General features: G+C 70.2%; 22 protein-coding genes. 7 read left to right on the top strand and 15 right to left on the bottom strand.

All coding sequences use genetic code 11. The features are described from left to right. Positions 1-92: 92 nt before the first annotated feature. Both AB0I88_RS21740 and rsgA read right to left on the bottom strand, forming a co-directional pair. The gene (locus AB0I88_RS21740; protein ID WP_361027217.1) at positions 93-1,883 is read right to left on the bottom strand and encodes a hypothetical protein; all 1,791 of its coding nucleotides are present in this window, start codon (positions 1,881-1,883) and stop codon (positions 93-95) included. A gap of 846 nt (positions 1,884-2,729) precedes the next feature. Beyond that, positions 2,730-3,779: a ribosome small subunit-dependent GTPase A gene (gene rsgA, locus AB0I88_RS21735; protein WP_361027214.1), complete on the bottom strand. Its 1,050-nt coding sequence runs from the start codon at positions 3,777-3,779 to the stop codon at positions 2,730-2,732. A 206-nt stretch (positions 3,780-3,985) separates the two neighbouring features. Here rsgA and AB0I88_RS21730 point away from each other — a divergent pair, with 206 nt between their 5' ends. Together AB0I88_RS21730 and AB0I88_RS21725 are read left to right on the top strand one after the other, a co-directional pair. After that, the gene (locus AB0I88_RS21730; RefSeq protein WP_361027211.1) at positions 3,986-4,684 is read left to right on the top strand and encodes a maleylpyruvate isomerase family mycothiol-dependent enzyme; all 699 of its coding nucleotides are present in this window, start codon (positions 3,986-3,988) and stop codon (positions 4,682-4,684) included. Beyond that, complete coding sequence (locus tag AB0I88_RS21725) at positions 4,681-5,322, top strand: MBL fold metallo-hydrolase (protein WP_361027209.1); 642 nt, start codon at positions 4,681-4,683, stop codon at positions 5,320-5,322. The genes AB0I88_RS21730 and AB0I88_RS21725 overlap by 4 nt, the downstream gene beginning before the upstream one ends. A gap of 54 nt (positions 5,323-5,376) precedes the next feature. Here AB0I88_RS21725 and AB0I88_RS21720 read toward each other — a convergent pair whose 3' ends face one another. The 5 genes from AB0I88_RS21720 to rhaI form a co-directional block, all read right to left on the bottom strand. Beyond that, positions 5,377-6,081: a hypothetical protein gene (locus tag AB0I88_RS21720; RefSeq protein WP_361027206.1), complete on the bottom strand. Its 705-nt coding sequence runs from the start codon at positions 6,079-6,081 to the stop codon at positions 5,377-5,379. A 15-nt stretch (positions 6,082-6,096) separates the two neighbouring features. Continuing rightward, on the bottom strand, positions 6,097-6,606 hold the full coding sequence (locus tag AB0I88_RS21715) for a SigE family RNA polymerase sigma factor (RefSeq protein WP_361027204.1): 510 nt from the start codon (positions 6,604-6,606) through the stop codon (positions 6,097-6,099). A 121-nt stretch (positions 6,607-6,727) separates the two neighbouring features. After that, positions 6,728-7,552 (bottom strand): class II aldolase/adducin family protein, encoded by an 825-nt coding sequence (locus AB0I88_RS21710; RefSeq protein ID WP_361027201.1) that lies wholly within the window; start codon positions 7,550-7,552, stop codon positions 6,728-6,730. 32 nt (positions 7,553-7,584) lie between these two features. Continuing rightward, the gene (locus AB0I88_RS21705) at positions 7,585-9,066 is read right to left on the bottom strand and encodes a rhamnulokinase family protein (RefSeq protein ID WP_361027198.1); all 1,482 of its coding nucleotides are present in this window, start codon (positions 9,064-9,066) and stop codon (positions 7,585-7,587) included. Between the two features lie 3 nt (positions 9,067-9,069). Further along, positions 9,070-10,236, bottom strand: coding sequence for an L-rhamnose isomerase (rhaI, locus tag AB0I88_RS21700; protein WP_361027195.1), 1,167 nt, complete (start codon positions 10,234-10,236; stop codon positions 9,070-9,072). 332 nt (positions 10,237-10,568) lie between these two features. Here rhaI and AB0I88_RS21695 point away from each other — a divergent pair, with 332 nt between their 5' ends. Beyond that, positions 10,569-11,180, top strand: a complete 612-nt coding sequence (locus tag AB0I88_RS21695; protein WP_361027192.1) for an ATP-dependent Clp protease proteolytic subunit — start codon at positions 10,569-10,571, stop codon at positions 11,178-11,180. 34 nt (positions 11,181-11,214) lie between these two features. Here AB0I88_RS21695 and AB0I88_RS21690 read toward each other — a convergent pair whose 3' ends face one another. After that, a complete protein-coding gene (locus AB0I88_RS21690; RefSeq protein WP_361027189.1) occupies positions 11,215-11,640 on the bottom strand; it encodes a 50S ribosomal protein L11 in 426 nt (141 codons plus the stop codon). 154 nt (positions 11,641-11,794) lie between these two features. Beyond that, positions 11,795-12,595 carry a lytic transglycosylase domain-containing protein gene (locus tag AB0I88_RS21685; protein ID WP_361027187.1) on the bottom strand — a complete coding sequence of 267 codons (801 nt, stop codon included), beginning with the start codon at positions 12,593-12,595 and terminating at the stop codon, positions 11,795-11,797. Positions 12,596-12,745: 150 nt separating this feature from the next. On the opposite strand from AB0I88_RS21685, the gene typA reads away from it, so the two are divergent. Next, positions 12,746-14,608: a translational GTPase TypA gene (gene typA, locus AB0I88_RS21680; protein WP_361027184.1), complete on the top strand. Its 1,863-nt coding sequence runs from the start codon at positions 12,746-12,748 to the stop codon at positions 14,606-14,608. A gap of 184 nt (positions 14,609-14,792) precedes the next feature. Here typA and AB0I88_RS21675 read toward each other — a convergent pair whose 3' ends face one another. Next, entirely contained in the window at positions 14,793-15,794 is a 1,002-nt protein-coding gene (locus tag AB0I88_RS21675) for a TerC family protein (RefSeq protein WP_361027181.1), read from the bottom strand. A 453-nt stretch (positions 15,795-16,247) separates the two neighbouring features. On the opposite strand from AB0I88_RS21675, the gene AB0I88_RS21670 reads away from it, so the two are divergent. Continuing rightward, positions 16,248-16,580: an antibiotic biosynthesis monooxygenase family protein gene (locus tag AB0I88_RS21670; protein ID WP_361027178.1), complete on the top strand. Its 333-nt coding sequence runs from the start codon at positions 16,248-16,250 to the stop codon at positions 16,578-16,580. A gap of 202 nt (positions 16,581-16,782) precedes the next feature. On the opposite strand, the gene AB0I88_RS21665 is transcribed toward AB0I88_RS21670, so the two are convergent. The 5 genes from AB0I88_RS21665 to rpsA form a co-directional block, all read right to left on the bottom strand. Next, positions 16,783-17,508 carry a VOC family protein gene (locus AB0I88_RS21665; protein ID WP_361027175.1) on the bottom strand — a complete coding sequence of 242 codons (726 nt, stop codon included), beginning with the start codon at positions 17,506-17,508 and terminating at the stop codon, positions 16,783-16,785. A 145-nt stretch (positions 17,509-17,653) separates the two neighbouring features. Further along, complete coding sequence (locus AB0I88_RS21660) at positions 17,654-18,592, bottom strand: GNAT family N-acetyltransferase (protein WP_361027172.1); 939 nt, start codon at positions 18,590-18,592, stop codon at positions 17,654-17,656. Positions 18,593-18,671: 79 nt separating this feature from the next. Next, positions 18,672-20,789: an excinuclease ABC subunit UvrB gene (uvrB, locus tag AB0I88_RS21655; protein WP_361027169.1), complete on the bottom strand. Its 2,118-nt coding sequence runs from the start codon at positions 20,787-20,789 to the stop codon at positions 18,672-18,674. 273 nt (positions 20,790-21,062) lie between these two features. Then, positions 21,063-22,250, bottom strand: a complete 1,188-nt coding sequence (gene coaE, locus AB0I88_RS21650) for a dephospho-CoA kinase (protein ID WP_361027166.1) — start codon at positions 22,248-22,250, stop codon at positions 21,063-21,065. A gap of 132 nt (positions 22,251-22,382) precedes the next feature. Beyond that, complete coding sequence (gene rpsA / locus AB0I88_RS21645) at positions 22,383-23,882, bottom strand: 30S ribosomal protein S1 (protein WP_208466352.1); 1,500 nt, start codon at positions 23,880-23,882, stop codon at positions 22,383-22,385. A gap of 324 nt (positions 23,883-24,206) precedes the next feature. Between rpsA and AB0I88_RS21640 the strand changes: the two genes are divergently transcribed. Both AB0I88_RS21640 and AB0I88_RS21635 read left to right on the top strand, forming a co-directional pair. Next, positions 24,207-25,010: a class I SAM-dependent methyltransferase gene (locus tag AB0I88_RS21640; RefSeq protein ID WP_361027162.1), complete on the top strand. Its 804-nt coding sequence runs from the start codon at positions 24,207-24,209 to the stop codon at positions 25,008-25,010. A gap of 37 nt (positions 25,011-25,047) precedes the next feature. Then, a complete protein-coding gene (locus AB0I88_RS21635) occupies positions 25,048-25,266 on the top strand; it encodes a DUF2945 domain-containing protein (RefSeq protein ID WP_361027159.1) in 219 nt (72 codons plus the stop codon). The last annotated feature ends 105 nt before the right edge of the window (positions 25,267-25,371 follow it).

Genomic DNA, 25,371 nt, shown 5'->3' with positions numbered 1-25,371 from the left:
CAGCCTCTCTGCCTTTAAGACGAGTCCGTACAGGTGTATGAGTCGCGCAGACACTCTAGCTACGGGGTACGACAATTTCCGGCACGCGCCCCTCACTCCTCCGGGGGAACCCGCCAGATCTCGACGCCGCCCACCAACTGTGGCGCGCCGAGCGCGTCAACCAAAACCGATCGCAGCAGATCACCGTTCCGGCTGTCCGGCACCAGCACCACCACGGCGGCGCGCCAGTAACGCAGGTCACCACGGATCCGCTGCCGGTCGACGTCGGTCAGCACCGGCAGGTAGCCGTGCTCCCGGACGCTCCACAGCAGCTGCGAGGTGTACCGGTGCGGGGCCGACCAGGAACCGGTGTCGTCCCACGGCGGGTTCGCCGGGCCCATGAAGTAGCCGCGTGGCGTCGCGTAGTCCAGATTGTTGAGGGCGGCCCAGCGCTGCCCGGTCCGCCCGGTCGTCACGTCCGGCAGCGGGACGGTGACCAGTGTCCTGCCCTCCGGCACGTACTCACGCCAGAGGCCCTCGGTGAGGAACGGCGGCATCGGGTCGCCGGTCACCACCGGCAGCGGCTTCGGGAAGAGCGGCACGAGCGCCAGCGCCATGCCCACCCAGAACCGCCTGCGGCGCGCCGGAGGGTACGACCCGATCCGGTCCGCCGCGAAGGCCAGCAGGATGCCGGCGACCGTGGCCGGCACCATCGCGAACCGGGTCACGCTCACCAGGTCGATCACCGGAACCTGACTGACCAGCGCGAACGGCAGCGGGATCCCGGTGTCGAAGCCCGCAACCCGCAGCTGCGGCCCGAGCGACATGACCAGCAGGGCGAGGCCGGCGATGGCGGTGGCCCGCAACGCCACCGACCGCCACAGCATCACCATCGCCACGATGATCATCACGAGGCCGAACGGGCCGAAGAACGTGTTGTCCTCGGTCGCGCTGACGCTCAGCCGCCGGGTCACCACCCCGAGCCCGGCGAGCGACTGCCGCGCGAAGGCGCCCAGCGAGGCCAGATCGGTGACGTACGCGGTCGGCTCGAACGGCTGACCGTGATAGTTGCCACGGGCGAAGAACTGGTACCACAACGGGTAGCCGGTCAGCAGCCCGGAGGTGAGAGCGGCCACACCGAGCCCGGCCGTGAAACGCCGCCACACCAGCTTCGCCTCGTCGCGTGCCATCAGCGCCCAGGACACCGCGAAGAAACCGAGGGTGAGCGCCGTGAAGAGCAGCGCCTCCTCGTTGATGAAGATCTGCAACACGATCAGCAGACCGAGAATGATCCCACCGCGCCACACCCGGCCGGGCTCCCGCAGCCGCAGCACCTGCCAGACGATGAACGGCAGCACGTAGTTGCTGACGAAGTTCACGTGCCCGTTCGCGTGCGAGACCATGGCCGGGGCGAAACCGCACCAGACGCCACCGACCCAGGCCGCGGGACGGCTGCGGACCAGGTGCCGGGAAAGCACCCAATACCAGGCGAAGGCCGTCCCTCCGAGGCCGAGAGTGATCAGCAGCGCCACGGTCACGCCGCCGCCGAGGAAATGCGTGACCGGCGCCAGCGGCAACGCGAGCGCCAGGATCGACGTGTTCGCCATCATGTTCACGCCGACCGGCACGTTGAACCGGGCCTCGTAGAACAGCGGCGCCCCGTCGAAGACCACCCGCTCGGCGTGGGCCAGCATGAACAGGAAGATGCCGTGATCGTCGTCGTTGCCGGCGAGAACCCGCCCGTTCGGATCGATCCACAACTGGATCACCACGAGCACGGCCAGCGCCAGGAACCCCAGCGCGATCCACAGGTCGGTGAGCCACCGGCGCGCGCCCGGCCGCACGGGCGGGCTCACCACCGGCTCCGCGGTCTGCTCCCCGGTCATCTCATCCGCCGCACGCACCGGCCGAATTCTGCCAGAGCCGCCGCCGCGCCTCCCAACGCCGCCGCTCCAGCCATGACGTGCGCTTACTCTCAAAAATCAAGATCAAAAGCACGTTTTCGTACGCGGTGGGACGTCATCACAGAATCGTTCCAGTTCCACCAACCCCCGCGAGCCACTGCCCGGCCCGGCCCGTGCCGCGCCCGCCGGGCTGAGCTGCCCACTCACCCCACAGACCCACGGAATGCCGGTCCGACCCCTTCGGCGGCGCACGCAGCGCCCCCGGCGTCGGGGCAGGGCCCCGAACGTCGTCGATATTCTCGATATCCGCAGAGATGCCCGGATGAAGACCGAACACGATGTGTGCACGGAGAACGCGACACCCGTTGTGGGTGTGACGACACCCATTTCGGGTGTCATGCTTCCGAAACACACATACCCGCGACCCGTGTCACCGCTTCTGAGCGAGCTGCGAGCTGCGAGCTGCGAGCTCATGATCGTCGCGGTGGTCCCGCGTCTCGGCCGGCCGGTGCCGTAACTGGCGATCATGGGCACCGTCAGGGGCCGTCGCCACAGAGGCATTACGGCCGACCAGGGCTTTCTCGCCGATCCCCCGCAGAACCGAACGCCCCGCGTAGCGCCCGGCGACCTTCTCCGGCTGGCCGTGAGTGCTGACTCACGCACCTTGGGTGAGCACTCACAGCCGGCCGGAACGGGCAGACAGTTCCCCACCGGTGGAACCGGACGCTCTGCCGCGGAGCGAAGCCGAGCCGACCAGCACAGCCCGGCGGCGGGCGACGGCCGCAACCATGCGGCGAGATCACGCGGTACGGCGGTGCCTCCTCCGACACGTACAAAAAATGATTCTCAAAGGCGACGGGAACTCGGGGGTGTGGGAGCGCGGCGCTGGCGGGCGAGGCGGACTGAACGGCGGCTGCTCTCCACCTCGACCTCGCGGCGCAGTTTGCGCCAGCTGGCCAGGCGGCGTGGTGGCAGCGAGCCGTCGGCGAGGGCGGCCTGGACGGCGCAGCCCGGCTCCAGTTCGTGCCGGCAGTCGTCGAAGCGGCAGTGCCCGGCCAGGTCGGTGACGTCGGCGAAGGCACGGTCGAGGCCGCCGCCGGTGTCGAGGAGGCCGACGCCCCGGATGCCGGGGGTGTCGATGACGGCGCCGCCGCCGGGCACGGTGACCAGGCTGCGGTAGGCGGTGGTGTGCCGGCCTTTGCCGTCCGCGTCCCGGATCGCCTGCACCGGCATGACGGTGGCGCCGGCCAGCGCGTTGGCCAGGGTCGACTTGCCGGCGCCGGATCTGCCGAGCAGGGCCAGCGTGCGGCCGGGGCCGACGTGCTCGCGCAGCCGGTCGAGGCCTTCGCCGCGCTGCACGCTGACCGGCAGCACCGGCACCCCGGGCGCGAGGGCGGCGAGCTGGCGGGCGATGGCGCCGGGGTCGCCGCTGGTGTCGCTCTTGGTGAGCACGAGCAGCGGGTCGGCCCCGGACTCCCAGGCCAGAGCGAGCAACCGTTCGACCCGGGCGTCGTCGGGCTCCGGATGGATCGGCTCGACGACGGCGATGGTGTCCATGTTGGCGGCGAGCACCTGGCCCGACGAGTCCTTGTCGGCGGTGCGGCGGATCAGCGTGGTGCGGCGTGGCAGCACCAGCTCCAGTGTGGTCCGGCGGTCGGGCCATCGGCGGAGCACCGCCCAGTCGCCGGAGCAGGGCATGGTGGCCGGGTCACGGGCGGCTTCGAGCAGGACGCCCCCGCCGAGGGTGGCGCGGGTCACACCGCCGGCGGTCAGCACGGTGCAGACGCCGCGGTCGGCCCGCAGGACTCGCCCGGGCTCGGAGTCGGGCCGGTCGAACCGGTGGAACGAGGATGCGAAGTGGTCGTCCCAGCCGAGCTGGGACAGGGGGTACGACATGGCAACCCTTTACGGTCTTGGGGAACGGCGCCTGGGGATCAGGCGAACGCCCCCGGGTGAAGGGACGCGGCAACGGTGAAACGCACGGTCCTCACCTCCCCGCCGGGTTTGATCGATCAGCGCGTCTGCCCCGACGGTACGGGGGTGCTCACCGTGGCGAAAGCGAATTCCGCAGCGACGGTTGCGGCACCCGCTAGGGTCGGAACGTGACCATGGATCCGCTGGTGTTGATGACGGATGTGGAGAGCGCCACCGAGGAACTGCTGCGCGCCTCGGAGTCTCTGAGTGACGGCGAGATCGGCGCTCCGTCGCTGTTACCCGGCTGGACGGTCGGGCACGTGCTGAGTCACCTGGCGCGTAACGCGGACGCCCTGACCAACCTGTTGACCTGGGCCCGGACCGGGGTGGAGACACCGGCGTACGCGTCGCCGGAGGCCCGGACGGCGGGCATCGAGACCGGCGCCGCCCGTCCGGTGGCCGAGCAGCTGGCCGATCTGCGGGCCGCGCACGAGCGGTTCGCGGACGCGGCGGCCGCGATGCCGGCCGCCTCCTGGACGACGCCGTTGCCGCTGGCGCGGAGCGCCGCGGCGGTGCCCTGGCTGCGGTTGTGCGAGGTGGAGATCCACCGGGTCGACCTGGGCCGCGGCTACACCCCGGCCGACTGGCCGGACGCGTTCGCGTTGCGCCTGCTGCGGGCGATCGTCACCGACCCACCGGCCGACTCGCCGGAGATGGTGCTGCGCCCGTTCGGCGTGGAGCATCCGCTGACGATCGGCTCGGGTGGCGGCCCGGTCGTCGGCGGCCCGACCAAGACGCTCGCCGGCTGGCTGATCGGCCGGGCCGACGGCGCCGATCTGACGGTCTCGCCGGACGGCGAGCTGCCCCAGCCGGCGAGGTGGAGATGAGCGGTTACACCGGCGATGTGGTGACCGGCGGCACGCCGGCGGTCCGTGACCTGGGTGACGGCCTGACCCTGACCAAGGTGTCGGTCGGGCCGATGGACAACAACGCGTACCTGCTGCGCGCGGAGAACGGCGAGCAGCTGCTGATCGACGCGGCCAACGACGCCGGGACGCTGCTGGACCTGATCGGCGGGGCCGGGCTGCGCGCCGTGGTGACCACGCACCGGCACGGCGACCACTGGCAGGCGCTGGCGGAGGTGGTGAAGGCCACCGGGGCCGAGTCGCTGGCGCACGCCGACGACGCCTCCGGGATCCCGGTGGTGACCCGGATGCTGCGTGACGGCGACATCGTCGAGGTCGGCGGGCACGGCCTGGAGGTGATCCACGTGGTGGGCCACACGCCCGGCTCGATCGTGCTGTCCTACCGGGGCGAGCATCTCTTCACCGGCGACAGCCTGTTCCCGGGCGGCCACGGGAAGACGGCACGTCCCGAGGACCACCGCCAGATCATGGACGATCTGGAGGCCAAGGTGTTCGGCCGGTTCGGCGACGGCGCCTGGTTCTACCCGGGCCACGGCAAGGACTCGACACTGGGTGCGGAGCGCCCGCAACTCGGCGAGTGGCGGGCCCGCGGCTGGTGACACACGTGTGGATCCCGGGCGATTGGCGCGCCCGGGATCCACGCTTGCACACGGTTATCCGTGGGTGACCTTGGCGCTGTCGTCGACGTGGATGCCGCCGGCGAACTCCACGACCTGCTTCTCGCCCCAGCCGAGTCCGTCCCAGACCTGGACGTACATCCAGCGGTCCGCGCCGAGCTTCACGAAGAGCGCGTGACCGGTGCTCTGGTCGAGCATCTTGGTGAACACCGCCTCCTTGCCGGCGACGGTCACCTTCTTGCCGGTGCCGACGAGGTCGTCGCCGGGCCCGAACTCCTGGAGCTGGGCCATGATCTTGCCTTCGAAACTGTGCGGGTCGTTGTCCGGGACGCCGGGCGGCGCGTTGGACGGCACCACGTCGGGGATGCCCGCGGGCGCGATGGTGATGCCGTACTCGTCGGCGCCCTGGAGCACCCAGCCCTGCGGGACCTTGTCGAGGGTGAAGCCCTTCGGCTGTTCGCCCTGGTAGGCGACCAGCTGGGTGGGCCCGGCGACGGTGGCGCCGGCGGACGGCCGGTCGCCGGCCGCCTCGGGCGCCGTCGTCCCGCCGGAGAGTCCGGTGCCGGCGACGATCACGGCGGCCAGCGCGGCGGCCATGAAGACCGAGCCACCGGCGGCTTGCGCGGTCCGGCGGCGGCGCAGCGCGGACCGTCCGCGGGCCAGGTCGGCGGCGACCTGCTCCGAGGTCGGCTCAGCGTCCGGGCCGGCGATCCGCGCCAGCCCGTCGTGAAGGTTCATCATGTTCGTTTCTCCTGATCAGAGCGTTGCCAGGGAGGGATTGGGGCCGAGCACAGTCCGGAGCCGGTCGAGTGCCCGGGCGGTCTGGCTCTTCACCGTCCCCTCGGAGCACCCGAGGGCGTCGGCGGTGTCGGCGACGTCGAGGTCGTAGAAGTAGCGGAACACCAGCGCCGCCCGCATCCTCGGTGGCAGCTCCCGCAGGGCCGCGCGCAGCCCGTCCGAGACGTCTCCCCCGGTGTGCTCGGCGGCCACCCGGTCCGGGACCTCGGCCATCGACCGCTCGCTCCGCCGCCACCATCGTCGCCGCTCATCGGTCAGCGCGTTGACCAGCGCCCGCCGGACGTAACCGTCCGGGTTGTCGGCACGCTGGAACGCCGGCCAGGCCACATACAGCTTCGTCAGCGTGGACTGGACGAGGTCCTCGGCCAGGTGGGCGTCGCCCGCCGTGAGCAGAGTCGCGGTCCGGACCAGCGCGGCCCTCCTGCTGACCACGAACTGATGGAATTGCTCATCACGCTCGTTCTTCACACGAGCCCCTCCTTCACTCTCACGCCTCCCTGACGGCTCCCACCTCCCCGGGGGTTGCACGAACAGCCGGCCGGATTCCCGTCTTCGGGCCCGGCCGGCTGCGCAGCGTACTCGATGATCGTCAGGCCCAGGGTGAGTCGACGTCGAACTCGCGGGCGACGGCGGTGATCTCCTCGCGGGTCAGGCCCTGTGCCCGGCCGCCGGCGACGAGGTCCATGTACTCGTACTTGGCGCCGGTCTCGGCATACTCGACGCGGTCGACGGCGCGGGTCACGGACAGGTCCGAGCGGGACATGGTGCCGTGCTTGGACCAGAGCACGATCTCGTGCTCGCGCAGCCCGGCGACGTTGGCCGCCTGCAGCTCGTCCGAGCCGGGGATCATGAACTCGAGCACCCCGACGCCCTGTGGCAGCGACACGATCGACTCCGGCTCCCAGCGCAGGATCCGCTCGTTCATGGCGGCGGTGGTCCGGTACGCCGGGATGTGCGACAGGTAGGTCAGGTGCGGCGGCTGCGCGTGCACGAGCGCCTGGAAGTCGATGCCCCGCCGGTCCACCTGGTCCTGGTGTACGGCGAGGTGCGAGTTGAACTCGGAGGTGAGGCGCTCGAACTGGCGGCGCGGCGAGGTGCGCAGGGTGGCCTTCTCGCCGCCGGCGTGCACCTGGACGGCGCCGACCGCCGCCTCCGGGTCGTCCTTGATCTGGCGCAGGCGCCGGCCGGAGCCGGTGGACAGGACGGTGTGCCCCGCCAGCGCGGGTGCCGGAACCGGAAGGACGATCTCCTCGGTGACCGGGAAGCGTGCGTCCAGGTCGATCTCCCAGCCCAGGAAGAGGGAGATGTTGCCGGCTCCCGCCTCGGACGCGTCGATCTCACAGATCCGGTGGCCCGCCACGCCCATGGAGGCGAGGAGCTCGTCGAGGGTGGGGTACTGGCCGTTCTGGGACATGGTGGTCGTCTTTCTCCTGGTCGCGTGTGCCGTCACGGCTGCACGCGGGTGGCGGCCTGTTGCCAGGCCAGGTCGGATCCGGCGGGTTCCCACCGGGTGAGCGGGGTCGAGGCCCGTACGACGTCGCGGACGGCGGTCAGCCCGCCGTGGAGTTCGCCGACGGCGAGGGCCTGGGTGAGCAGATTGCCGATGGCGGTGCCTTCGGCCGGCCCGGCGACGACCGGGAGCCCGGTGGCGTCGGCGGTGAGCCGGCAGAGCAGGTGGTTACGGGCTCCGCCGCCGACCACGTGGATGGTGCCGACATCCCGTCCGGACAGTTCGGCGGCCGCGTGCACAGCCTGCCGGTAGGCCAGGGCGAGGGAGTCGAGGATGCATCGGGTGACCGCTCCCGGGTCCTCCGGCACGGGCTGCCCGGTACGCCGTGCGGCCTCGGCGATGCGGGCCGGCATGTCCCCTGGTGGGGCGAAGACCGGGTCGTCGACGTCCACGACCGTACGCAGCCCCGGTGCCCTGCCGGCGGCCGCCAACAGCTCGGGCAGCCCGGCGGTCAGCCCGGCTTCCTGCCAGGTCCGCCGGCTCTGCTGCAGCAGCCAGAGGCCGGCGACGTTGCGCAGGAACCGCACGGTGCCGTCGACGCCCAGTTCGTTGGTGAAGTCGGCGGCGCGGGCGGCCTCGGTCAGCACCGGGGCGGCGAGTTCCACGCCGACCAGCGACCAGGTGCCGGACGAGATGTAGGCGGCGTCGCCTTCCATCGGGGTGGCCGCGACGGCCGACGCCGTGTCGTGCGAGCCGACCGCGACCAGGCGGGCGCCGTCGAGTCCGAGTCCCGGGCGTGCCTCGCCCACCACCGAGGCGGGGGCGACGACCTCGGCGAGGAGGCGTTTCACGTCCTGCCCGGTGAGCCGGGTGAGCGCGTCGAGCACCCGGGGGCTCCAGTCCCCGGTGGTGATGTCGAGCAGCCCGGTCGTCGAGGCATTGGTCCGTTCGGTGAAGGACGCGCCGGTCAGCCAGTGCCCGAGCAGGTCCGGTAGCAGCAGGAGCCGTTCGGCGTACCGGGCCTGTGCGGTGCCGGCCGCGGCGGCGAGCTGGAAGACCGTGTTGAACGGCTGGGTCTGCGTGCCGGTGTGCCGGTAGTGGTCGGCGGGCGCGAGCACCCGGGCGAACCTCTCCGGCAGGCCCGCGGTCCGGGCGTCCCGGTAGTGGAACGGCGTGCCGAGCAGCGTGCCGTCCGCGTCGAGCAGTCCGTAGTCCACGCCCCAGGTGTCGATGCCGACGCTGGTCAGCGGACCGTGGGCGTGAGCCGCGGCCCGCAGTCCGTCCCGGATGCCGGACCACAGGCCCAGCACGTCGGTGTGCAGGTGCTCGGTGCCGCCGGCCGGCACGGCGACCGGCCCGTTCGGGAATCGCGCGACCTCGGTGGTCTCGAGACGTCCCTGGTTCAGGCGCCCGGCGACCACCCGGCCGCTGGAGGCGCCGAGGTCGACGGCGGCGAGGACGCCGTGGCGACTGGTCATGGTTCAGGCGCCCCAGCCGGCCTGGGTGCCGCCGAGACGCTCGCGTGCGGCTTGCTCGCCGTACCCGGAGGCCCGGTGGGCGGCGACCGGGTCGCGGGGAAGTCCCCGCTCCTCGCGCCAGTCGGCGAGAGGCCCGCGCACGTCGGTGTAGAACGCGTCCATGAAGATCCGGTTGGCTTCGAGCACGTCGCCGGCCTCCTGGGCGGCGGTCAGCGCGGCACGGTCGACGAGCAGCGCCCGGGCGGTCATCTCCTGCACGTTCAGCACGGAGCGGATCTGCCCGGTGACCTTGTCCTCGATGTTGTGGCACTGGTCGAGCATGAAGTTCACCGGTGAGTGCTGGTCGAAGCCGCCGCCGCGGGCCACCTCGGCGAGGATCCGGAAGAGCTGGAAGGGGTCGGCGGCGCCGACGATGAGGTCGTCGTCGGCGTAGAAGCGGGAGTTGAAGTCGAACGCTCCGAGCCGGCCCAGGCGCAGCAGCTGGGCGACGATGAACTCGACGTTGGTGGACGGGGCGTGGTGGCCGGTGTCGAGGCAGACCACGGCCCGGTCGCCGAGCGCGGTGACGTGTGCCAGCGCGGTGCCCCAGTCCGGGACGTCCATGGTGTAGAAGTACGGTTCGAAGATCTTGTACTCGAGGACGAGCCGCTGGTTCGCGCCGAGCCGGTCGTAGATGGCCCGCAGGCTCTCGGCGAGCCGGTCCTGCCGGCCGCGGATGTCGGCCTGGCCCGGGTAGTTGGTGCCGTCCGGCAGCCAGATCTTCAGGTCGCCGGACCCGGTGGCGTGCATGACGTCGATGCACGCGTAGTGATGGTCGATCGCCTTCTGCCGGATCCGCGGATCGGTGTGGGTCAGCGACCCGAGCTTGTAGTCGTCGTCCTGGAAGGTGTTCGAGTTGATCGTGCCGAGCCGTACGCCGAGGTCGTCGGCGTAGGCCGCGAGTTTGCCGAAGTCGTCGACCCGGTCCCACGGGATGTGCAGGGCGACCGAGGGTGCCAGTCCGGTGAGCCGGTGCACCTGGGCGGCGTCGGCGAGTTTCTCCTCGACGGTCCGGGCGGTGCCCGGGGTGGCGAACACCTTGAACCGCGTGCCGGCGTTGCCGAAGGCCCACGACGGCAGTTCGATCGCCTGGCGGGTCAGCGCCGCGAGGATCGCTTGATCGAAGATCACGACTGTTCCTTTCGTCTTGTCGGTCTCGGTCCGAGCCGGCATGCGGCAGCGCGCGGTCGGCCAGGCTCTTCCCGGGCCGGATGGGGTCACCGTAATGGAACGTTTCATTTGCCGTCCAGTGTCGTTGGCCACCAGTTGTTCCTTGACCGTGAGCGATCACCCTGCCCACCATCGCAACGCTATGTAGCGATGAGCCGCCGCGGTGGGGCCGCCGCCGATCCCCTCGCCCAGGTTTTGAACGTTTCACATCCTCGGAGGCACCCGGAAGGCGCGCACGATCATCACCGCGACCTCGTTACGCTGACGGCAGGCCGCGAACACCGGAGGTTGCGATGCCCCTGTTCCCCCACCCCGATCGCCCGTCCGAGTGGCAGCTCCCACCGCCGCCGGGCGCCGGCCTGCCGGGCTGGCTGGAGGAACGGCTCTTCGACCAGCGGATCGTGATGGTCCGCGGTCAGCTCACCGGTGATACCGCGTCCGGGATCGCGGCCGCCCTGCTGACGCTGGACTCGGCCGGCCCGGAGGCGATCCACCTGCACGTGTCGAGCCCGGGCGGTGATCTCAGCGCGGCGCTCTCGGTGGTCGACGTGATGGACGCGCTGGCGGCGCCGGTGCACGCCCTGATCACCTCGGAGGCCGGTGGCGCGGTGCTGGCGGTGCTGGCGGCGGCGGATCAGCGGGCGGCGTACCGGCATGCCCGGTTCAAGCTGTCGGAGCCGCGGGCGGCCGGTGTCACCGGGACCGCCGACGAGGTCGCCGCCGCGGCGGGACAGCATCTGCGGGAGCTGGAAGAGGTGGTGGTCCGGCTCGCCGGCATCACCGGCAAGCCGCGTAACCAGATCGAGGACGACCTGTCCGCCGGCCGGGCGCTGAGCGCCACCGAGGCCGTCGACTACGGGCTGATCGACGAGGTGGTGGCCCCGAAGAAGAACGGGCCCCGGTGAGACACCGGGGCCCGTTCTTCTATCAGCAGCTACTTCAGGAAGCGACCTTCACACCCATGGAACGGGCGGTGCCGGACACGATCTTGATCGCGGCGTCGAGGTCGTTCGCGTTGAGGTCGGGCAGCTTACGCTCCGCGATCTCCTTGACCTGGTCGGCGCTGAGCGTGCCGACGGTCGTGGTGAGCGGGTTGGCGGCGCCGGACTGGATGCCCAGGGACTTCCGGATGAGGAAGCTGGTCGGCGGCGTCTTGTAGGCCAGCGTGTGGCTGCGGTCCTCGTACACCGTGACGATGACCGGGATGATCTCGCCCCGGTTCTTCGCGGTGGCCTCGTCGTACTCGACCTTGACGGCACGCATGTTGGCACCGGTCGGGCCGAGCATCTTACCGAGGTCGACCATCGCGGCGTTACCCGCCTCAAGCGCGAGGGTTACCTCATGAGTCTTCTTCTTGGGCGGCATTGAGTAGGGCTCCTTAGGGTGAGCTGCACGGGCCGAAACAAACGCAGCTCGCCAGCATCAACGACACACGACAACCCCGAGACAGTACTTGACCGCCGTGGTGGGCACCAAATTGAAGGTCTCGGGGAACTCCTCCAGTGTATCCCGGCTGGCCTCAGTACTTATCGCAGGGGCAGTCGGCCATCAGCGAACGGACCGAGTCGACGTAGTCCGGGTTGGGCAGGCTCTTGCTCTTCGCCACCGCGTCCACCTCGCCGTAGCCCGCGTTGTAGCCGGAGATGACCAGGTTGAGCAGGCACCAGCTCGAGTGGCTCTTGCACTTCGACGGGCTCAGGTCGTAGTTGTCCTTGAAGTAGTTGTGCCCGAAGTACCGGGTCAGCCAGGCGAGGTAGTTCGCCCCGGCGTACGCGTTGTCCTGGTAGTCGCCGGTCGCGTCGTAGTCCAGGCCGAACCGCTGGTTCACGTGATCCAGCGTCGCCGGCATCACCTGCATGAGACCGAAGCCACCGTCACAGTTCTTGATCGCACTCTGCCAGCCGCTCTCCTGCCAGGACACCGCCCGTACCAGAGTGAAGTTGAGCTTGAGGTGAGGCGCTTCGGTGCGCCAGTAGATCCGGCCCGACGCCTTCTTCAGCGCCACCTTGGCCTTGGTCTTGGAGATGTTCTTGCCGACGTAGTCGTAACAGCCCGCCTCCTGGCTCCAGTCCTCCTGGGCCGCGCTGGGGCTCGCGGTCGGCTTCTTCGTGGTCTTCGGCTTCTTCGTGGTCTTCGGTTTGGTCGTGGTCTCGGCCGGCGCCGCCGCCGTCGTCTCCTCGGCCACCGGCTCGGCCGTGGTGGGCGCGACCGAGACCGGCGGCGCGCTCACCGCCTCGTTCTCACTCGCCCCGGCAAGTCCGCAGCCCGCCGTCACGATCAGGACCGTGATCGCCACAGCGAAGTTCATGCGCCGTCTCATCGATGTCAACCTTCCCCCGTGATACATCGATGAAGGACGTTAACAGTGATCAGATGATCTCGGGAGACCGAAAAAAGGGACAGAAGGCCACAAGAGTCGGGCCTTGACCCCGTGTCACGAGAGGCAACCTGAGCCGGGGACAATGGTTTCATGCAGACCCGCACCGACCTACGCAACGTCGCCATCATCGCTCACGTCGACCATGGCAAAACCACCCTGGTCGACGCCATGCTGCGCCAGGGCAGCCAGTCCCACGCGCGTGGCGAGATGGCCGACCGCGTCATGGACTCCATGGACCTGGAGCGGGAAAAGGGCATCACCATCCTCGCCAAGAACACGGCGATCAGCTACCAGCCCGCCGAGGGCGAGCCGGTGACCATCAACATCATCGACACCCCCGGCCACGCCGACTTCGGCGGCGAGGTCGAGCGCGGCCTCACCATGGTCGACGGCGTCGCCCTGCTCGTCGACGCCTCCGAGGGCCCGCTCCCGCAGACCCGCTTCGTGCTCCGCAAGGCGCTGGCCGCCAAGCTGCCGATCATCCTGATCATCAACAAGGTGGACCGTCCGGACGCCCGGATCAAGGAGGTCGTCGACGAGACGTACGAGCTGTTCCTCGACCTCGACGCCAACGAGAGCCAGATCGACTTCCCGATCGTCTACGCCTGTGCCCGCGACGGCATCGCCTCGCTGACCCAGCCGAAGGACGGCACCGTCCCGGAGGACAGCACCGACCTGGAGGTGTTGTTCAGCACCATCCTGGAGACCATCCCGGCTCCGAAGTACGACGAGGCGGCGCCGCTCCAGGCGCACGTCGTCAACCTCGACGCCTCGCCGTTCCTCGGCCGTCTCGCGCTGTGCCGCGTGCACCAGGGCACCATCCGTAAGGGCCAGACGGTCGCGTGGTGCAAGACCGACGGCAGCATCGCCAACGTCCGCATCTCCGAGCTGCTGATCACCGAGGGCCTGGAGCGCAAGCCCGCCGAGAGCGCGGGCCCCGGCGACATCATGGCGGTCGCCGGCATCGCCGACATCATGATCGGTGAGACGCTGGCCGACGCCGAGGACCCGCGGCCGCTGCCGCTGATCCAGGTCGACGAGCCGGCCATCTCCATGGTCATCGGCACCAACACGTCGCCGATGGTCGGCCGGGTCAAGGGTGCGAAGGTCACCGCCCGCATGGTCAAGGACCGCCTCGACAAGGAGCTGGTCGGCAACGTCTCGCTCCGGGTGCTGCCGACCGACCGGCCCGACGCCTGGGAGGTCCAGGGCCGTGGCGAGCTGGCGCTGGCCATCCTGGTCGAGCAGATGCGCCGGGAACAGTACGAGTTGACCGTCGGCAAGCCGCAGGTCGTCACCAGGACCATCGACGGCAAGATCCACGAGCCGGTCGAGCGCCTCACGATCGACGCCCCCGACGAGTACATGGGCGCCATCACCCAGCTGCTCTCCACCCGCAAGGGCCGCATGGAGGAGCTGATCAACCACGGCACCGGCTGGCTCCGCATGGAGTGGCTCGTCCCGGCGCGTGGCCTGATCGGTTTCCGCACCGAGTTCCTCACCGAGACCCGCGGCACCGGCATCATGCACCACCTCTTCGAGGCGTACGAGCCGTGGTTCGGCGAGCTGCGCACCCGCCAGAACGGCTCCCTGGTCGCCGACCGCGCCGGCGTGGTCACGGCCTTCGCCATGACCAACCTGCAGGAACGTGGCCAGCTCTTCGTCGAGCCGACCACCGAGGTGTACGAGGGCATGATCGTCGGCGAGAACTCCCGCCAGGACGACATGGACGTCAACATCACCAAGGAGAAGAAGCTCACCAACATGCGCTCGTCCACGGCGGACGAGACCGAGAAGCTGATCCCGCCGCGCAAGCTCAGCCTGGAGCAGGCCCTCGAGTTCTGCCGTGAGGACGAGTGCGTCGAGGTCACCCCGGCCGCCGTCCGCATCCGTAAGGTCGTCCTCGACCAGACGGTCCGCGGCCGGGCCGCCGCCCGCCGCAAGCACCAGTAGTTCCGGTCTTCTCGGAGCCCGTCCCCGTCACCGGGGGCGGGCTCCTGCGCTCGCGCTCCTTTTCAGATCCCGTCCCGGTACGCCTGGCCGGCGTACTCCGGGAGGGCTGTTGACCGGCGGGCGGCAGAAGGCGAGGCCCGGGCGAACGGGTCGCTCGGGCCTCGCCGTGGATCCGGGTGGCCGGTCAGTTGTCGGCGGAGATCAGCTCGCGTTTCCGGTCGCGGGACGATTTGATCAGGCTGGCGACCGTGGCGACGGCCAGTGTGCCGAGGATGACCATGAGGGAGAGCCAGATCGGGATCTCCGGGGCCCAGTGGAAGGGCTGGCCGCCGTGCAGGAACGGCAGGCTGTTGGTGTGCAGGGCCTCGAGCACCAGCTTGACGCCGATGAAGGCGAGCACCGCGGCGAGGCCGATGTTGAGGTAGACGAGCCGCTCAAGAAGGCCGCCGAGCAGGAAGAACAGCTGGCGCAGGCCCATCAGCGCGAACACGTTCGCGGTGAAGACCAGGTACGGCTCCTTCGTGATGCCGAAGATCGCCGGGATCGAGTCGAGCGCGAAGATCAGGTCGGTGGTGCCGATCGCGATCATCACGATGAGCATGGGGGTGAACAGCCGCTTGCCGGCTTCGGTGACGACGCTGAACCGGCCGTCGCCGAACGACGAGGACAGCGGCAGCGCCCGCTTCGCCCAGCGGATGAGGACGTTCTCCTTGAAGTCGTCCTCGTCGTTCTCCCCGCTCTTGACCAGCGTGATCGCCGTGTAGACGAGAAAGGCGCCGAAGATGTAGAAGACCCAGGAGAACTGCGAGATCAGGGCGGCGCCGGCGGCGATGAACGCGCCTCGCATGACGAGCGCCAGCACGATGCCGATGAGCAGCACCTTCTGTTGCAGGTGCCGGGGCACGGCGAAGCGGGCCATGATGATCACGAAGACGAAGAGGTTGTCGACGCTCAGCGAGTACTCGGTGAGCCAGCCGGTGTAGAACTCACCGGCCGCCTGGCCGCCCGCGGCCAGCCACACCCCGATGCCGAAGATCAAGGCGAGGCCGACGTAGAACGCGACCCAGCCGCCCGCTTCCTTCATGCTGGGTTCGTGTGGCCGGCGGCCGATGATGAGCAGATCGACGGCTAGCACTGCGATGAGGGCAACCAGGGTGGCGACCCAGACCCAGGCGGAAACGTTCAACGAGGACCTCCGGCAGACACGGGTCGTCGCTGTGCCCACCCGATGCTCGGGCGAGAACAGCGACGTGCGACTGTCGGAGGTCTCTTCCGCCACGGACCTCAGATCGGTCCGTGACCACCGGCCCCGGGTTCGCCCCGAGAGGCGTTCCGTGTTGACGAGACCGGAGCGGGGGAATACTCCCCTCCCACAGCAGCCATTGTTGCGCATCCGAGGCACGATCGGCACACCGGGAGGGCGCGGAGTGGCACGGCTCGCGGCCAAACCGCCCATCCAGGCGGTTATGGCTTCCGTGAACTCCTTCGCTGACCCGAGGCGCCGTTTCCGTACGCCGCCCCCTCAGCGTACGCCCGGACCTGCACGAATCCTCCGGATTCACCGGCTCCCACCGGGCCGCTCAGGCGGTGCGGCATCCTAGTAAGCTGGCGATCCGGTACGTATGGGACGCTTGCGGGCATGGTTCTCGAAGTGACGCTGATCGACGTTCTCCGCGGCCGCGAGGACGACTTCGTCGACGCCTATCAACGGGGCCGCCCGCTGATCGCCGGCACACCCGGTTGCCGCTCGGTGCGGCTACAGCGCGGCGCAGAGTCCCCGGCCCGGTTCCTGCTGCTGGTCGAGTGGGACAGCTTCGACGCCCAGGAGAACCACTTCCGGCGTACCGACCGTTTCGCCCAGTGGCGCGCCCTGATCGCCGCCACGCTGGCCCAGCCGCCGCTGGCCGAGTTCTTCACCGACATCACCTCCGGCGCCCGCCGGGACCCGGACCACGACTTCTTCACCGGATGACGCCGGGGCCCATCCTGCCGTCCGCACGCCGCAACCCCACGGCCCCGGCGCCACGCCCGCCTGCCGGCCGCAACACCCACGCCGTGATCCACGGCCGCGGGTTTTCACAGCCCCCACCCTCCCTGCCGCGCCGCAACGTCGATGCCACGCCACAACCCTGATCGGGTACGCCCGGAGCGGTCATCCCGCCGCGAACCGCCGGTCAGTCGGTCTCCGGGTTGCCGCGAGTGAGGCAGTAGACGCCGCCGGCCGGGTCACGCATCGTGATCCAGTGGGCCCACTCACCGATGAAGGTCGCGCCGAGGCTCTCGTGCCAGGCCCGCACGGCGGGAATGTCGGAGGACGAGACGTCGAGGTGGGCGGAGGCGTCCCGGTCCTCACCGAGCCGCTGCATCAGGATCCGGATCGGCACCGGCGGCTCCGGCTGGAGCCGGGAGAAGACCGGCAGTCCGCTGGTGTCCAGCCGCCACCCGGTCAGCCCGGACCAGAAAGCCACCTCGGCGTCGAACCGGCCCGGCCCGATGTCGAGGCAGACCTGGTGCGGCCGGCTGAGCGTCCCACCCGGCCCGCGGTGGGGCCCGCCCCGCCGCAGCTCACCCCTCCACGGCGCGACGCAGAACGGCAGTCCCGCAGGCGACGCCAGAATCCGCCAGGACCCGTGATCGGTGACGACCGTGGCGCCACCGGCCGCGGCCCGGTCCGCGAACTCCGCCACGTCGTCGACCGCGAAGTCCAGGTGCACGCCACCCGGCCCGTCGAGGACGCCCTGCAACTCCAGGTAGTCGTCACCCGTTTCGCTGTGCAGCCCGACGAACCCGGGTTCGGGTCGTGGCCGGGCCGGTGAGCCGGTCGCCACGGTCCAGAACTCCACGGCCAGGTCGAGCTTCCGGGCCGGCCGGTCGAGAAACGCCGACACCCACCGAATCACCGAACCATCCCTTTCCTCGGTTTCCCCAGCACCGGCCCGTGACGGCGCACCGGACCGCCCTCATCATCCGCCCGCGACATGGCGGGAGACCGGGACGCGCCGAATCACCGGGCCGTGGCATGACGAAAGACCCGCACGCGACGGGTCAGCCGGCCGCCGCTTCGTCCTCTCCGGCCGGCTCCGGGGCGAGATGGTAGCGGGCCCGCCGCCCGTGCTCCTGGAAGCCGAGCCGCCGGTACAGCCCGCCGGCGGGGTTGTCGACGTCGACGCAGAGCCAGGCCTCGGCCGCGCCCGTCGCGGCCATCCGCCGCAGCGACTCGCGGACGAGGGCGCCGCCGAGTCCCGCGCCCCGGGCCGCCGGCAGGACACCGACCTGCACGATCCAGCCGTCGGCCGCGGTCACGAATCCGGCGTCACCGATTCCGGGCAGGACGGCCAGCAGCGACCACCCGGGCCGGAAATCGGCGTCCTCCGTGTTCTTGGTGATCCACTCGGCGGCGGGCGGGTCCGGGAATCCGGGCCGCTCCCGGAACGCCGCCGCGTACACGGCGTGGAACCGCTCGGCCGTCTCCGGCGCCCACTCGACCAGGGTGACGCCGTCCGGCAGGCGGACCGGGGCGGGTTCCCACGGATCGAGCCCGGTCCGCATCACGTCCTCGGCGAAGAACCGCCGCAGTCCACGCTCCTCGAACAGCCGCTCCGCCCCGGCGGTCAGCCCTTCGCACTCGACGGTGACGCCACGGCCGCCGGTCTCCGCGATCGCCAGGGCGGCGTCCAGAAGGTGGCCGCCGATGTCACGGCCGCGGCAGGCCGGGTCCACCAGGCCGGTGACCACCGGGCCGTCCGCGGTGGGCCGGACCGCGGCCGCACCGACCAGCGTGCCGTCGCCGTCGCGGACCGAGAAGCTCACCACCCCCGGAACGCCCCAGCGCCCCTGCACGAACCACGGCTCGGCCACCAGCGGCAATCCGCCGTCTGCGGCCCGGCAGCGCCGGGCCAGCCCGGCGACCTCGGACTCGGGTAGCGCGCCCGCCGTCGCGGCGAACTGGAGAGGCGCTCCGGGCGCCTCGGGAACAGCCGTCATGGTCGACAGCCTAGGGCCTGTCCGGTGGATCACCCAGGGTTGCGGCGTGGTCCGCCGGACGAGCTCCGCCGGCCGAAGGCTATTTGACCCCCGCCGCGTCCATGCCGCGCAACTCCTTCTTCAGGTCGTGGATCTCGTCACGGATCCGGGCGGCCAGCTCGAACTGGAGCTCCCGTGCCGCCCCGAGCATCTGCTCGTTGAGGTCCTGGATGAGCTGGGCCAACTCGGCCCTGGCCATGCCGGCGCGCGCCGGGACGGCCGCCGCTCTGCCCTTCGACCGGCTCTCCGGGACGGGCGCCTTGCCCCGGGACATCTGCCGGCCCGCACCGCCGACCATCGGGCCGCCGACCGCCTCGTCGGTGTCCTCGGCCTCGCGGTAGATGTCGTCGAGGATGTCGTGGATCTTCTTCCGCAGCGCCTGCGGCTTGATCCCGTTGGCCTCGTTGTGGGCGATCTGCTTGGCCCGCCGCCGTTCGGTCTCCTCGATGGCGTCGCGCATCGACGGGGTCATCTTGTCGGCATACATGTGGACCTCGCCGGAGACGTTGCGTGCGGCCCGGCCGATGGTCTGGATCAGCGACCGGCCGCTGCGCAGGAAGCCTTCCTTGTCGGCGTCGAGGATCGCGACGAGCGACACCTCGGGCAGGTCGAGGCCCTCCCGCAGCAGGTTGATGCCGACGAGCACGTCGTAGTCGCCCTTGCGCAGCTCCTTGAGCAGCTCGACGCGGCGCAGCGTGTCCACCTCGGAGTGCAGGTAGCGGACGCGGATCCCGTTCTCCAGGAGGTAGTCGGTGAGGTCCTCGGCCATCTTCTTGGTCAGCGTGGTGACCAGGACCCGCTCGTCCTTCTCGGTCCGCAGTTGGATCTCGTGCATCAGGTCGTCGATCTGGCCCTTGGTGGGTTTGACGACGACGTGCGGGTCGACCAGGCCGGTGGGGCGGATCACCTGCTCGACGAACTCGCCCTGGGCCTGCTCCATCTCCCAGTTGCCGGGGGTGGCGGAGAGGAACACCATCTGGCCGACACGCTCGAGGAACTCGTCGAACCGCAGCGGCCGGTTGTCGGCGGCGCTGGGCAGCCGGAACCCGTGCTCGATGAGGATCCGTTTCCTCGACGCGTCGCCCTCATACATCCCGCCGATCTGCGGGATCGTCACGTGCGACTCGTCGATGACGGTGACGAAGTCGTCGGGGAAGTAGTCCAGCAACGTATACGCAGGCTCCCCGGGGGACCGCCCGTCCATGTGCATCGAATAGTTCTCGATGCCGTTGCAGAAGCCGACCTGGCGCATCATCTCGACGTCATAGGTGGTCCGCATGCGCAGCCGCTGCGCCTCCAGCAGCTTGCCCTGGCGCTCGAACTCGGCGAGCCGGTCGGCCAGCTCCGCCTCGATGTCGCGGATCGCCCGCTCCATCCGCTCGGGGCCGGCCACGTAGTGCGTGGCCGGGAAGATCATCAGCTCGTCGACCTCGCGGATCACCTCGCCGGTGAGCGGATGCAGATAGTAGAGCCGCTCCACCTCGTCACCGAACAGCTCGACGCGGACGGCCAGCTCCTCATAGGCGGGGATGATCTCCAGCGTGTCGCCGCGGACCCGGAAGGTGCCGCGCTGGAAGGCCATGTCGTTGCGCGTGTACTGGATGTCGACGAGGCGGCGCAGCAGTTTGTCGCGCTCCAGCTCCCCACCGACCTTCACCTGAACGGCGCGCTCGATGTACTCCTGGGGGGTGCCGAGGCCGTAGATGGCGCTGACGGTCGCGACCACCACGGTGTCGCGCCGGGTCAGCAACGACCGGGTGGCCGAGTGGCGCAGCCGCTCCACCTCCTCGTTGATCGAGGAGTCCTTCTCGATGTAGGTGTCGGTCTGGGCGATATACGCCTCTGGCTGGTAGTAGTCGTAGTAACTGACGAAATACTCCACCGCGTTGTTCGGCAGCAGCTCGCGGAACTCCTTGGCCAGCTGAGCGCAGAGCGTCTTGTTCGGCGCCAGCACCAGGGCCGGCCGCTGGAGCCGCTCGATGAGCCAGGCCGTGGTGGCGCTCTTGCCCGTGCCGGTGGCGCCGAGCAGCACGGTGTGCCGGTCGCCGCGCCGGACCCGTCGCTCCAGGTCGTCGATCGCGGCCGGCTGGTCACCGGCGGGCTGATAGTCGCTGATGACCTCGAACCGGCCGTCGAGTCGTGGGATGTCGAGCGCCATGCCCACCACCGTACGTCGGGGGTATGACATCTTCTCGAAGCGGCGTGCTGAGGGTGCACATTCGGCTCCGCCGCGCGGCATTGTCCAGGGCTTACGCCGCTGCCTAGGCTGGGCCGGCAGGCCGCTCGCGGCGGCCGCCGGCAGTGCGCGGGTCCCCACACGGCCCGTCACGCCGCACCGTGGTCGATGCGCCCCGGACGCCCTGGCGTGCGCACCCGCAGTGGGCTGTGTCAACGGCCCGGCCGCCGCGAGGGCCCCTTTCGGGTGTGGCCCTCAGTCGTCGCCGGGCTGCCAGCCGGTCGCCTCGGCCCAGTCGTCGGCGGCCCGGGCCTCCTGCTCGAACCACGGCTCCTTCGCCAGGGCGTAACCGGCTCGGTCGTCGTGGTGCGACGCCAGCTCCTGTTTCGCGACCGCGTAGGCGTCGCGGGCCGCCGGCACGGCACGCAGGTGGTCACGCATCAACAGCGCGAACCGCCATCCCGGTGACCCGGTGACCCGGACGTGCAGGTTGACCCGGTAGCCGGGATCGGCGCAGCCGTGCAGCCGCTTCGGCCAGGTGCCGCCGGGAATGCCGTGCGCGTGATCGGACCATTCGCCGGGCCGCGCCGGAAAGCCCAGGTCGGCGAGCTTCCCGGCGAGCGCGTCGGCCTCCGCGAGGGTACGCACGCCGATCATCAGATCGATGATGTCCTTGGCGGGCAGGCCGGGCACCGCGGTCGAACCGATGTGGAAGACGCCCACGCCGTCGCCGAGCCCGTGCCGGATCCGCGCGACGAGCCGGGCCGCGGCCCGCGGCCACTCCGGATCCGGGGGCAGGATGCGCAGCCCGGGCCCCTTCGGCGCGGAGCGCCGCAAGCGCAGGTTGCGCTCGAACTCGATCAGCCGTTGCCGCCACACCGTGTCCACCCGGGCGTGCAGCCGGTCCAGGCCGGCGTCGTTGTCCAGGACGACGTCGGCGGCCGCCCGGCGGTGCTCGTCGTCGGTCTGCGCGTCGATGCGGGCGGCGGCCTCCGCCTCCGTCATGCCACGCAGGTGGGTGAGACGCCCGAGACGCAACTCACGGTCGGCGATCACCACGACAACCAGATGGTACGAGGAAGCCAGCCCCGCCTCGACCAGGAGCGGAACGTCGTTGACCACCACAGCGTCGGCCGCCGCCGCACGGGTCATCTCGGCGGTCCGCTGCCGCACCCGGGGGTGGATGATCTGCTCCAGCCGGCGGCGGGCCCCCTCGTCGCCGAACACCTTGGCGCCCAGCGCGGGACGGTCCAGGTCACCTTCCGGGGTGAGCACGCCCGCCCCGAACGCGGCGACGATCTCGGCGAGTCCGTCGGTGCCCGGCCGCACCACCTCCCGGGACAGCAGATCGGCGTCGATGATCACCGCGCCACGCTCGGCGAGACGGCGGGCGACCGCGCTCTTGCCCGCACCGATACCACCCGTGAGCCCGACCATCAACATGGGATCAAGTATCGGCGATGGCCACCGGCCCGCGCGCCGGGAGGCCGGGACGTGTGCACCTGACGACGGAAGGCCGCCCCGACCGGAGTCGGGACGGCCTTCCTGGGTACTACTGGCTGACTCGCGTCAGTCTCAGCTCTTGCCGCCGGCCAGCTTCTCGCGCAGAGCCGCGAGAGCCTCGTCGGTGGCCAGGGTGCCGGCGGGCTCCTCGGCGGAGCGCGCCGGGGCCGACGAGCTCGTCGAGGACGACGACGTGGTCACGCCGCCGGCCGGAGCCGGGTTGAGCGCGGCCTCGGCGTCGGCGTCGCGGGACGCCTGCACCTGCTTGGTGTGGGCCTCCCAGCGCTCGCGGGCGTCGGCGTACTGCTTCTCCCACGTCTCGCGCTGCTTCTCGTAGCCCTCGAGCCACTCGCCCGTCTCCGGGTCGAAGCCCTCCGGGTAGATGTAGTTGCCCTCGGCGTCGTACGTCGCGGCCATGCCGTAGAGGGTCGGGTCGAAGTGCTCCTCGCCCTCGACGAAGCCCTCGTTGGCCTGCTTGAGCGACAGCGAGATCCGGCGGCGCTCCAGGTCGATGTCGATGACCTTGACCAGGACGTCCGAACCCACCTGGACGACCTGCTCGGGCAGCTCGACGTGACGCTCGGCCAGCTCGGAGATGTGCACCAGGCCCTCGATGCCGTCGTCCACGCGGACGAAGGCGCCGAACGGGACGAGCTTGGTGACCTTACCCGGCACGATCTGGTTGATCGCGTGAGTCCGGGCGAACTGACGCCACGGGTCCTCCTGGGTCGCCTTCAGCGACAGGGAGACGCGCTCGCGGTCCAGGTCGACGTCGAGCACCTCGACCTCGACCTCCTGGCCGACCTCGACGACCTCGGACGGGTGGTCGATGTGCTTCCAGGAGAGCTCGGAGACGTGCACCAGGCCGTCCACACCGCCCAGGTCGACGAAGGCGCCGAAGTTGACGATGGAGGACACGACGCCCTTGCGGACCTGGCCCTTCTGCAGCTTGTTGAGGAACTCGGTGCGAACCTCGGACTGCGTCTGCTCGAGCCAGGCGCGGCGGGACAGAACCACGTTGTTGCGGTTCTTGTCCAGCTCGATGATCTTCGCCTCGAGCTCACGGCCGACGTAGGGCTGCAGGTCGCGGACCCGGCGCATCTCGACGAGCGAGGCGGGCAGGAAGCCACGGAGGCCGATGTCGAGGATGAGACCACCCTTGACGACCTCGATGACGGAACCACGGACGACGCCGTCGTCTTCCTTGATCTTCTCGATGGTGCCCCAGGCCCGCTCGTACTGAGCGCGCTTCTTCGAGAGGATCAGACGACCCTCCTTGTCCTCCTTGGTGAGGACGAGGGCTTCGATGTGGTCACCGACCGACACCACTTCCGCGGGGTCCACGTCATGCTTGATCGACAACTCGCGCGAGGGGATGACGCCCTCGGTCTTGTAGCCGATGTCGAGCAGGACCTCGTCCCGATCGACCTTGACGACGGTGCCTTCGACAATGTCGCCGTCGTTGAAGTACTTGATGGTCTCGTCGATGGCCGCGAGGAATGCTTCCTCCGAGCCGAGATCGTCGACGGTGACCTTGTTGGCGCTCGAGGTGGCCTCGATGCTGCTCGTCATGTGGACAGTTGCTCCGAACGGAATGGATTCGTGGTGTCTCCCGCGCTCGACGGAACTGCCACCGGAAGCGACACGAACGAGCGAGACGACCCAACCGTTGAAGCAGTCTGATCACTACAGTCGATCATGCCGAGACCGGCGACCACGGAACCTGCTCCCTGCCGAGGCACACGATCCGCGAGCGCATCGACTAGCTTACCGTGCGCATTACCACAGGTTGCAAGCCCTCCTGAGGAGCGCGGCACATTGTCGGGCCGGAACCCGTCAGCATGCCCTTTATAGGCCGAATCCGGGCGGCCGACACGCCTGCCGTACCGTTGCCGGGTGACATCGTCCCCCTCGAACGAGACCCCGGTCACCGAGGCCGAGGCCCGCCGCGGCAACCGGGCCTGGTGGGACTCCGACGCCGACGACTACCAGGACGAGCACGGCGCCTTCCTCGGCGACGTGGACTTCGTCTGGTGCCCCGAACGACTGCGCGAGGCCGACGCACGGCTGCTCGGCGACGTACCCGGGAAGAGGATTCTGGAACTCGGGGCCGGCGCCGCGGCAGCGAGCCGGTGGCTGCGCCGCGAAGGCGCCCGTCCGGTCGCCATGGATCTCTCGGCGGGCATGCTGCGGCACGCGCGGGAGGCAGCCGGGCGCAGTGGGGTACGCGTGCCGCTCGTCCAGGCCGACGCGATGGCGCTGCCGTTCGCCGCGGACTCGTTCGACATCGTGTGCACGGCGTTCGGGGCGATCCCGTTCGTCGCCGACTCGGGCGCGGCGATGCGCGAGGTGGCACGGGTGCTGCGACCGGGTGGAAGCTGGGTGTTCTCGGTCACCCACCCGATGCGGTGGATCTTCTGGGACGAGCCGGGCGAGGACGGACTGGTCGCACGGAACTCGTATTTCGACCGCACGCCGTATGTCGAACGGGACGAGGACGGGACGGTCACCTACCTGGAGCAGCACCGCACCCTGGGCGACCGGGTGCGCGAGCTGGTGGCGGCCGGGTTCGTGCTGCGCGATCTGGTGGAGCCGGAGTGGCCGGCGGGTCACGAGCAGGTGTGGGGCCAGTGGAGCCCGCTCCGGGGGCGACTGTTCCCCGGGACCGCCGTCTTCGTCTGCGACCTGCCCAGGTCCTGAGCCGTTTCCGGTGGCGGCCGCCGGGTAACCAGCGCACATGGCCAATGCGAAGAAAAGCCTGGAAAAGGGCGAGAAGGTGACCTGGCGCAGCCATGGCGAGAAGGTCCACGGCACCGTCCAGCGGAAGATCACCAAACGGACCGAGGCCGCCGGGCGAACCGTGGCCGCGTCTCCGGGCGAGCCGCAGTACCAGGTGCGCAGCGACAAGACCGGGCGCGAGGCGGTGCACAAGCCGGAAGCGCTGCGTCATGGCTGACACCGACCGGTACGCCGAGTTCCGCGACACCTGAACTCGACCGCCACCGGGCTGAATGAAGTAGCTCGGCACCGGCGGGTCCCGGTCCGCCGGCCGGCGATCGTC

This window comes from Actinoplanes sp. NPDC049802, from assembly GCF_040656595.1.
Taxonomy (GTDB): Bacteria; Actinomycetota; Actinomycetes; order Mycobacteriales; family Micromonosporaceae; genus Actinoplanes.
Note: the sequence above shows the minus strand (reverse complement) of the source record. Positions and strands in the feature narration are given on the sequence as shown.

Bases quoted from the DNA above. Each gene is read 5' to 3' on its own strand.
- AB0I88_RS21695 (WP_361027192.1), top strand. From the start codon at position 10,569: ATGCCCCTGTTCCCCCACCCCGATCGCCCGTCCGAGTGGCAGCTCCCA.
- AB0I88_RS21690 (WP_361027189.1), bottom strand. From the start codon at position 11,640: ATGCCGCCCAAGAAGAAGACTCATGAGGTAACCCTCGCGCTTGAGGCG.
- AB0I88_RS21725 (WP_361027209.1), top strand. From the start codon at position 4,681: ATGAGCGGTTACACCGGCGATGTGGTGACCGGCGGCACGCCGGCGGTC.
- rsgA (WP_361027214.1), bottom strand. From the start codon at position 3,779: ATGTCGTACCCCCTGTCCCAGCTCGGCTGGGACGACCACTTCGCATCC.
- coaE (WP_361027166.1), bottom strand. From the start codon at position 22,250: ATGTTGATGGTCGGGCTCACGGGTGGTATCGGTGCGGGCAAGAGCGCG.
- AB0I88_RS21635 (WP_361027159.1), top strand. From the start codon at position 25,048: ATGGCCAATGCGAAGAAAAGCCTGGAAAAGGGCGAGAAGGTGACCTGG.
- AB0I88_RS21705 (WP_361027198.1), bottom strand. From the start codon at position 9,066: ATGACCAGTCGCCACGGCGTCCTCGCCGCCGTCGACCTCGGCGCCTCC.
- AB0I88_RS21660 (WP_361027172.1), bottom strand. From the start codon at position 18,592: ATGACGGCTGTTCCCGAGGCGCCCGGAGCGCCTCTCCAGTTCGCCGCG.
- AB0I88_RS21710 (WP_361027201.1), bottom strand. From the start codon at position 7,552: ATGTCCCAGAACGGCCAGTACCCCACCCTCGACGAGCTCCTCGCCTCC.
- AB0I88_RS21720 (WP_361027206.1), bottom strand. From the start codon at position 6,081: ATGATGAACCTTCACGACGGGCTGGCGCGGATCGCCGGCCCGGACGCT.
- rpsA (WP_208466352.1), bottom strand. From the start codon at position 23,882: ATGACGAGCAGCATCGAGGCCACCTCGAGCGCCAACAAGGTCACCGTC.
- AB0I88_RS21670 (WP_361027178.1), top strand. From the start codon at position 16,248: ATGGTTCTCGAAGTGACGCTGATCGACGTTCTCCGCGGCCGCGAGGAC.
- uvrB (WP_361027169.1), bottom strand. From the start codon at position 20,789: ATGGCGCTCGACATCCCACGACTCGACGGCCGGTTCGAGGTCATCAGC.
- AB0I88_RS21685 (WP_361027187.1), bottom strand. From the start codon at position 12,595: ATGAGACGGCGCATGAACTTCGCTGTGGCGATCACGGTCCTGATCGTG.
- typA (WP_361027184.1), top strand. From the start codon at position 12,746: ATGCAGACCCGCACCGACCTACGCAACGTCGCCATCATCGCTCACGTC.